Source organism: Streptomyces sp. 8L (assembly GCF_020176795.1).
In the GTDB taxonomy this organism is placed as follows: Bacteria; Actinomycetota; Actinomycetes; order Streptomycetales; family Streptomycetaceae; genus Streptomyces.
This window is the reverse complement of record NZ_JAIUKE010000517.1, coordinates 1-7,908: the sequence shown is the minus strand read 5'-3', so window position 1 is coordinate 7,908 and position 7,908 is coordinate 1. Positions and strand designations below refer to the sequence as shown.

The 7,908-nt window shown below is 68.4% G+C and carries 8 protein-coding genes; 2 read left to right on the top strand and 6 right to left on the bottom strand.

Going from position 1 to position 7,908, the window contains the following annotated elements:
* Nucleotides 1-83: 83 nt before the first annotated feature.
* Nucleotides 84-290 (bottom strand): hypothetical protein, encoded by a 207-nt coding sequence (locus LCE31_RS33010; protein ID WP_225021025.1) that lies wholly within the window; start codon nucleotides 288-290, stop codon nucleotides 84-86.
* A 117-nt stretch (nucleotides 291-407) separates the two neighbouring features.
* On the bottom strand, nucleotides 408-1,031 hold the full coding sequence (locus LCE31_RS33005; RefSeq protein WP_225021024.1) for a MarR family winged helix-turn-helix transcriptional regulator: 624 nt from the start codon (nucleotides 1,029-1,031) through the stop codon (nucleotides 408-410).
* A gap of 122 nt (nucleotides 1,032-1,153) precedes the next feature.
* Here LCE31_RS33005 and LCE31_RS33000 point away from each other — a divergent pair, with 122 nt between their 5' ends.
* Complete coding sequence (locus LCE31_RS33000; protein ID WP_225021022.1) at nucleotides 1,154-1,351, top strand: ferredoxin; 198 nt, start codon at nucleotides 1,154-1,156, stop codon at nucleotides 1,349-1,351.
* A 236-nt stretch (nucleotides 1,352-1,587) separates the two neighbouring features.
* A complete protein-coding gene (locus tag LCE31_RS32995; protein WP_225021020.1) occupies nucleotides 1,588-2,835 on the top strand; it encodes a cytochrome P450 in 1,248 nt (415 codons plus the stop codon).
* A gap of 307 nt (nucleotides 2,836-3,142) precedes the next feature.
* Here the strand turns inward: LCE31_RS32995 and tuf are convergent, their stop codons facing one another.
* The 4 genes from tuf to rpsL form a co-directional block, all read right to left on the bottom strand.
* The gene (gene tuf, locus LCE31_RS32990) at nucleotides 3,143-4,336 is read right to left on the bottom strand and encodes an elongation factor Tu (protein ID WP_225021018.1); all 1,194 of its coding nucleotides are present in this window, start codon (nucleotides 4,334-4,336) and stop codon (nucleotides 3,143-3,145) included.
* A 190-nt stretch (nucleotides 4,337-4,526) separates the two neighbouring features.
* A complete protein-coding gene (gene fusA / locus LCE31_RS32985) occupies nucleotides 4,527-6,656 on the bottom strand; it encodes an elongation factor G (RefSeq protein ID WP_225021016.1) in 2,130 nt (709 codons plus the stop codon).
* 39 nt (nucleotides 6,657-6,695) lie between these two features.
* Entirely contained in the window at nucleotides 6,696-7,166 is a 471-nt protein-coding gene (gene rpsG / locus LCE31_RS32980; protein WP_225021014.1) for a 30S ribosomal protein S7, read from the bottom strand.
* Nucleotides 7,167-7,168: 2 nt separating this feature from the next.
* The gene (rpsL, locus tag LCE31_RS32975) at nucleotides 7,169-7,540 is read right to left on the bottom strand and encodes a 30S ribosomal protein S12 (protein WP_003948652.1); all 372 of its coding nucleotides are present in this window, start codon (nucleotides 7,538-7,540) and stop codon (nucleotides 7,169-7,171) included.
* Nucleotides 7,541-7,908 lie beyond the last annotated feature (368 nt).

Below are 7,908 nucleotides of genomic sequence, written 5' to 3'. Positions count from 1 at the left end.
CCCGTCGGATCACGCGCCCGGCGGCGATCCGGCCAGGCGGCGCGAAGGCGCGGGCAGTGCGTCCGGATCGCGTAAGGAACCGCTCATCGGCCGGCCGTGGCCCCGCGCGGCACCGTTTCCGGCACCGAAGCACCGGCACCGGCACCGGCACCGGCACCGGCGAACGTACGCAGGGTCTCGGCGTCCGTGGCGCACGCGTGGAGGAAGCAGTCGGCCCACTGGGCGACCTCGGGGTACGTGGAGCCCCTGACGATCCGCGCGACGGCGGCCACATCGGGCTCGGCGGGCACCGCACACAGCGCGGGCGGCCCACCCGGTCCGCCGTGATGCGGGCCTGCCGCCGCCCTTTGCCCGCAGTCCGTCTGGCCGACTAACCGGCCCACACCCGCCCGGCCGCCGAACCGCGGCTATCCGTGGGCCTCCGCCCCCTCAGACGCCTCCTCCGACGCCCCCTCAGACAGGCCCTCCGACGTCTCCTCAGACGCCTCCTCCGACAGGCCCTCCGACGCCCCCGCGTCCCGCTCCGTGCCGGTGTCCGAGCCCGTGCCTCCGGCTCCGCCCTGCGCGCCCTCCAGTCGGAAGTTGAGCCGACTCAACACGTCCACCGCCGCCATGATCCGTTCCGGGTCGACGCCGGCGAGACTTTCAGCCAGTCTCGCCTCCGCCGCCTGCGCCACGCGGGCCAGCGTGTCCAGTCCACGCCGGGTCGGTGCGATCAGCTGTACGCGGCGGTCGTCGCCCTCCACCCGCTCCACCAGACCCTGGAGCGCCAACTGGCTCACCTGGCGCGTGACATGGGGATGCCGTACGTCCAGACGCCGCGCCAGCTCCCCCACGCGTAACGGCTCGGGCTCCTCCGCGAGCACCCGCAGCAACGCCAGGCCGGCCCGGTCGACGGGCATGCCCGCCGAGGCAACCAGGCGCTCGTGGACGCTGGTTCGCGTCAAGCTGTAGGCCAGCGCGCTCAGTACGGGCTGCAGGGCAGCGATGCTTTCCGCACGCGACGGGGGCGGCCCCTGAGTTGCTTCCATTCGGGCATCATGCCGGGCCGCACGTTTCCGGCCAACCATCCGCGCGAACAGCCGACGCCCCATTGCACGCAACCCAGCCTCGGCGTATCACGTACTTAGGGTACGTAATGAAGGAGAGCGCCATGCATATCGAGATCGACCAGGACCGCTGCTGCGCCGCAGGGCAGTGCGTGCTCGCCGCGGACGACATCTTCGACCAACGGGACGAGGACGGCGTCGTCGTCCTGCTGGACCACGTTCCGGACGATGCCGACGCCCTGGCCCGCGCGCAGGAGGCGGCGGCGCTCTGTCCCGCGCTGGCCATCGAGGTCCACGCCTGACCCCCGCCGCGTCCGACGTCCCGGCACGCGTGACGCCGCGGCACGTCTGACCCCGCGCGACCCGGGCACCCCGCGCGTCTCACGCGCCTCGCGCACCGGCACGACCCGCGCACCCCCGGGCACCCCGCTCGCCTCGCGCACCTCGTACATCCGGTTCGCCTCACGCACCTCGCGGACCGCACGTTCCACGCACCCCGACTCGCTCGCCCCCCACTTACGTCAGGAGCGCTCCACCCATGACGGAGACAGTCATCCCCGACAGCGGCCAGACCGCGCAGCACCCCGGCTTCCCCTTCGCGCGCGCCGCCGGCTGCCCCTTCGACCCGCCCCCGCAGCTCGCCGGGCTCCGCGACCACGAGCCCTTCTCCCGCGTCACGATCTGGGACGGCACACCGGCCTGGCTCATCACGCGCTACCAGGACCAGCGGGCGGTCCTCGCCGACCCCCGGTTCAGCGCCGACACCCGCAAACCCGGCTTCCCGACGCAGAGTCCGGGCATCGCGGCGCGGCGCAACAGCGGCAACCCGCTGCCGTTCATCTCCGTGGACGACCCGGACCACAACCGGGTGCGCCGCATGTTCACGTCGTACTTCTCGGTGAAGCGCGCCCGCGCCCTCGTGCCGCGCCTGACGGGGATCATCGACGGCCTGCTGGACGACATGGAGCGGGCGGGCGGTCCCGTGGACCTGGTCACGTCGTTCGCGCTGCCGCTGCCGTCCCTCGTGATCGCGGAGATCCTCGGCGTGCCGCGCCAGGACCAGCACCTGTTCCAGTCCAGGTCCAAGGTGCTGATCTCGATGACGTCCACGGTCGAGGACACCCTGGTCGCGATGGAGGAGCTGGGCGCCTACCTCGGCGAGCTCATCGACGCCAAGGTGAAGGACCCGGGGGACGACCTGCTCAGCAATGTCGCCGCCGAGCACATGCTCACCGGCGCCACCACGCGCTCGCGCCTCGTCCAGGACGCGATACTCCTGCTCGTCGCGGGCCACGAGACCACGACCAACATGATCGCGCTCGGCACGCTCGCGCTCACCCGCAACCCCGAGCAGCTCAAGGCCGTACGGGACGCGGAGGACCCCGCCGCTGTCGCCGGCGCCGTCGAGGAACTGCTGCGCTACCTCACCATCGTGCACACCGGCCGCAGGCGTATCGCGACCGAGGACCTGGAGGTCTCCGGGCAGCTCATCCGCGCGGGCGAGGGCGTGATCCTCGCCAACGACTCCGGCAACCGGGACGCCACCGTCTTCGACGACCCCGACGAGCTCGACGTCACGCGCCCGAACGCGCGCCGCCACCTCGCCTTCGGCCAGGGCACCCACCAGTGCCTGGGCCAGAATCTCGCCCGGCAGGAGCTCCAGCTCGCCTACCCGGCCCTGCTGCGGCGCTTCCCGAACCTGCGCCCGGCGATCGCGGAAGAGGACATCCGCTACAAGAACGACGCGGTGGTCTACGGCGTCTACGAGCTCCCGGTGACCTGGTAGCGGAGCCGGAGTCCGGCGCCGCGCACTCGGCGGCCCGCTGAGCGCCCCACCTGGCGCCCCACCTGGCGCCGCACTCGATGCCGCGTCCGGCAGCACGCTGAGCGCGCCGGGAGCGTACGCCGGCACACCGTACGCGAAAAGGCCCCGCACCCGTCCCGAAGGACGAGGTGCGGGGCCCTCGCTCGTGCCCGCCGCGCTCCGGGGGACCCGGAGACCGCGGTCGGATCAGATCGGCCGCCACCGCGTGAGCGGCGGACGGCGCCGACCGTCGTAGAACCGGGACCGGTCGGGAAGACCGGTCATGGAACTACTTGACGATCTTGGTGACCTGACCGGCGCCCACCGTACGGCCACCCTCACGGATGGCGAACTTCAGGCCCTCCTCCATGGCGACCGGCTGGATCAGCGAGACCGACATGGTGGTGTTGTCGCCCGGCATGACCATCTCGGTGCCCTCGGGGAGGGTCACGACGCCGGTCACGTCCGTGGTACGGAAGTAGAACTGCGGGCGGTAGTTGTTGAAGAACGGGGTGTGACGACCACCCTCGTCCTTCGACAGGATGTAGGCCTGGGCCTCGAACTCGGTGTGCGGCGTGACCGAACCGGGCTTGATGATGACCTGGCCGCGCTCGACGTCCTCGCGCTTGATGCCACGGAGGAGCAGACCGACGTTCTCACCGGCCTGGCCCTCGTCGAGCAGCTTGCGGAACATCTCGATACCGGTGACCGTGGTGGTGGTCTTGTCCTGCTTGATACCGATGATGTCGACGGTCTCGTTGACCTTCAGGACACCACGCTCGATACGGCCGGTGACGACCGTACCGCGGCCGGTGATCGTGAAGACGTCCTCGATGGGCATGAGGAACGGCTTCTCGACGTCACGCTCGGGCTGCGGGATGGCCTCGTCCACGGCCTTCATCAGGTCGAGGACCGTCTGGCCCCACTCCTTGTCGCCCTCGAGGGCCTTGAGCGCCGAGACCTTGACGACCGGAACGTCGTCGCCCGGGAACTCGTACTCGGTGAGGAGCTCACGGACCTCGAGCTCGACGAGCTCGAGGATCTCCTCGTCGTCCACCATGTCGGCCTTGTTCAGCGCGACGACAATGTACGGCACGCCGACCTGGCGGGCCAGGAGCACGTGCTCCTTCGTCTGCGGCATCGGGCCGTCGGTGGCCGCGACCACGAGGATGGCGCCGTCCATCTGCGCCGCACCCGTGATCATGTTCTTGATGTAGTCCGCGTGACCCGGGCAGTCGACGTGCGCGTAGTGACGCGACTCCGTCTGGTACTCGACGTGCGCGATGGAGATCGTGATACCGCGCTGGCGCTCCTCAGGAGCCTTGTCGATCTGGTCGAAGGCCGAAGCCTCGTTCAGGTCCGGGTACGCGTCATGCAGCACCTTGGTAATGGCGGCCGTGAGGGTCGTCTTACCGTGGTCGATGTGACCGATGGTGCCGATGTTGACGTGCGGCTTAGTCCGCTCGAACTTCGCCTTCGCCACTGGGGTCCTCCTGTGGAGTGGTTCTGTACGCCTTACTCATCGGCGCCAGGGTGATCTTTGCTGGGATGCCGGTTGGCCCGGGGCACCCTCGCGGGGAACGGCGGATGACGCCGATCCCGCGGGGAGTGCCCCCTGGCTTCCCGGTGACAAGCCTAGAGCTTCAATCCGGTCGGGCGTTTCGCCCTGTGGATTACTCGCCCTTGGCCTTCGCGATGATCTCCTCGGCGACGTTCCGGGGAACCTCGGCGTAGGAGTCGAACTGCATCGAGTAGCTTGCGCGACCCGAGGTCTTGCTGCGGAGGTCTCCGACGTAGCCGAACATCTCCGAGAGGGGCACGAGGCCCTTCACGACGCGAGCACCGCTGCGCTCCTCCATGGCCTGGATCTGGCCACGGCGGGAGTTGATGTCGCCGATCACGTCGCCCATGTAGTCCTCGGGCGTGGTGACCTCGACGGACATCATCGGCTCCAGGAGAACCGGAGACGCCTTGCGCGCGGCCTCCTTGAAGGCCTGCGAACCGGCGATCTTGAACGCGAGCTCGGACGAGTCGACCTCGTGGAACGCGCCGTCGAGCAGGATGACGCGCACGCCCGTCATCTCGTACCCGGCGATGATGCCGAACTGCATGGCCTCCTGGGCACCGGCGTCCACCGAAGGGATGTACTCCTTCGGGATGCGGCCACCGGTGACCTTGTTCACGAACTCGTACGCCGCGTCGCCGCCCTCGATGGGCTCGATCGCGATCTGCACCTTCGCGAACTGACCGGTACCACCGGTCTGCTTCTTGTGGGTGTAGTCCACCCGCTCGACGGCCTTGCGGATCGTCTCACGGTAGGCGACCTGCGGCTTGCCGACGTTCGCCTCGACGCGGAACTCGCGCTTCATGCGGTCGACGAGCACTTCGAGGTGAAGCTCGCCCATGCCACCGATGATGGTCTGGCCGGTCTCCTCCTCGGAGTGGACCTGGAAGGAGGGGTCCTCCTCCGCGAGGCGCTGGATGGCGACACCCAGACGCTCCTGGTCACCCTTGGACTTGGGCTCGATCGCGACCTCGATGACCGGTGCCGGGAAGTCCATGGACTCCAGGATCACCGGGTTCTTGTCGTCGCTCAGCGTCTCACCGGTGGTGGTCTGCTTCAGGCCCATCACGGCGACGATGTCGCCGGCGCCCACCGACTCGATCTCCTCACGCTTGTTCGCGTGCATCCGGTAGATCTTGCCGATGCGCTCCTTGCGGCCCTTCACCGAGTTGAGTACGGCGGTGCCGGCCTCAAGGCGGCCCGAGTACACCCGGACGAAGGTGAGCTTGCCGAGGTGCGGGTCGCTCGCGATCTTGAAGGCGAGACCGGAGAACGGCTCGTCCTCGGACGGCTTGCGCGAGACGACCTTCTCCGGGTCCTTGACGTCGTGGCCTTCGACGGCGCCGACGTCCAGGGGAGAGGGCAGGTAGCGCACGACCGCGTCGAGCAGGGGCTGGACGCCCTTGTTCTTGAAGGCGGTGCCGCAGAACACGGGCGTGACCGTGACGGAGTCGGCGGCGCCCTTGGACGCCAGCGTGATCCGGCGGATCGCGTCGTGCATCTGCTCCACGGTGGGCTCCTGGCCCTCCAGGTAGAGCTCCATCATCGCGTCGTCGTGCTCCGCGACGGCCTCGACGAGCTTGCCGTGCCACTCCTCGGCGGCCTCGGTGTGCGTCGCCGGGATGTCGACGACGTCGTACATCTCGCCCTTGGTCGCCTCGGCGGACCACACGAGGGCCTTCATCGACACGAGGTCGACGACGCCCTTGAAGTCGGCCTCGGTGCCGATCGGGAGCTGCATGACCAGCGGAACCGCACCGAGGCGGTCGACGATCATGTCGACGCAGCGGTGGAACTCGGCGCCGGTGCGGTCGAGCTTGTTGACGAAGCAGATACGGGGCACGCCGTAGCGGTCGGCCTGGCGCCAGACCGTCTCCGACTGCGGCTCCACACCGGCGACACCGTCGAACACGGTGACGGCACCGTCGAGGACGCGGAGCGAACGCTCCACCTCGACCGTGAAGTCCACGTGACCCGGGGTGTCGATGATGTTGATGGTGTGGTCGACCTCGTCGAGCGGCCAGTGACAGGTCGTCGCGGCAGACGTGATCGTGATGCCGCGCTCCTGCTCCTGCTCCATCCAGTCCATCGTGGCAGCGCCGTCGTGGACCTCACCGATCTTGTAGCTGACACCGGTGTAAAACAGGATGCGCTCGGTGGTCGTCGTCTTGCCCGCGTCGATGTGGGCCATGATCCCGATGTTGCGGACCTTGGCCAGGTCAAGCGAAGTGGTGGCCATGAGGCTCAGTCTTCTCTCGGTCTCGATGTGGGTGTGCGACTACCAGCGGTAGTGCGCGAAGGCCTTGTTGGACTCGGCCATCTTGTGCGTGTCCTCACGCTTCTTGACCGAAGCGCCGAGGCCGTTGGAGGCGTCGAGCAGTTCGTTCATCAGACGCTCGGTCATGGTCTTCTCACGACGGGCACGCGAGTAGCCGACCAGCCAGCGCAGCGCGAGGGTGGAGGCGCGACCGGGCTTGACCTCGATCGGCACCTGGTAGGTGGCGCCACCGACACGGCGGGACTTGACCTCAAGAGCGGGCTTGACGTTCTCAAGGGCGCGCTTCAGCGTGATGACCGGGTCGTTGCCGGTCTTGTCGCGCAGACCCTCCATGGCGCCGTACACGATCCGCTCAGCGGTCGAACGCTTGCCGTTCAGCAGGATCTTGTTGATGAGGGAGGTGACAAGAGGAGAACCGTAGACCGGGTCGATGATGACCGGGCGCTTCGGGGCGGGGCCCTTACGAGGCATTCTCACTTCTCCTTCTTGGCGCCGTAACGGCTGCGGGCCTGCTTGCGGTTCTTGACACCCTGGGTGTCGAGCGAACCGCGGATGATCTTGTAGCGAACACCCGGCAGGTCCTTCACACGGCCGCCACGCACGAGCACGATGGAGTGCTCCTGCAGGTTGTGTCCCTCACCCGGGATGTACGCCGTGACCTCGATGCCCGAGGTCAGACGCACACGCGCGACCTTGCGGAGCGCCGAGTTCGGCTTCTTCGGGGTGGTCGTGAACACACGCGTGCAGACCCCACGGCGCTGAGGGGAGCCCTCGAGTGCGGGGGTCTTGTTCTTCTCGACCTTGTCCTGCCGGCCCTTGCGGACCAGCTGCTGGATCGTAGGCACTACTTCTCCGATTCTGTGTGCCGTTCGTAAAGCTAACCTGGAACGTCACCGACCCACGCGGTCGGGTGTGTCGAATACCGCGGACCCCCGCCGGCAAGCGAGGAAGACGCGAATTGCGGTGGCCTTGCAGATGAGCCCTTCACGCGGCAGAGGACACGCGCGAGAGCCCAGGCACACCCCAGGCACAAGACTTGAGCGTACCTACCTTGTCGACCCAGGTCAAAACGATAAGTCTTACCCGCTCAACGCTCAGGGCGAACATCCGGCGCGAGGGGAAACGCGCACCGTCCGTCACGGCAGGAGCACGCGCGCCCGCGGCACGGCCGACGAGCAGAGCACCCCGCCTCCTCATGCCCTGGAAACGCCGG

Coding starts and splice junctions, on each gene's coding strand:
- fusA (WP_225021016.1), bottom strand. CDS start 6,656: ATGGCCACCACTTCGCTTGACCTGGCCAAGGTCCGCAACATCGGGATC.
- LCE31_RS32995 (WP_225021020.1), top strand. CDS start 1,588: ATGACGGAGACAGTCATCCCCGACAGCGGCCAGACCGCGCAGCACCCC.
- LCE31_RS33005 (WP_225021024.1), bottom strand. CDS start 1,031: ATGGAAGCAACTCAGGGGCCGCCCCCGTCGCGTGCGGAAAGCATCGCT.
- LCE31_RS33000 (WP_225021022.1), top strand. CDS start 1,154: ATGCATATCGAGATCGACCAGGACCGCTGCTGCGCCGCAGGGCAGTGC.
- rpsG (WP_225021014.1), bottom strand. CDS start 7,166: ATGCCTCGTAAGGGCCCCGCCCCGAAGCGCCCGGTCATCATCGACCCG.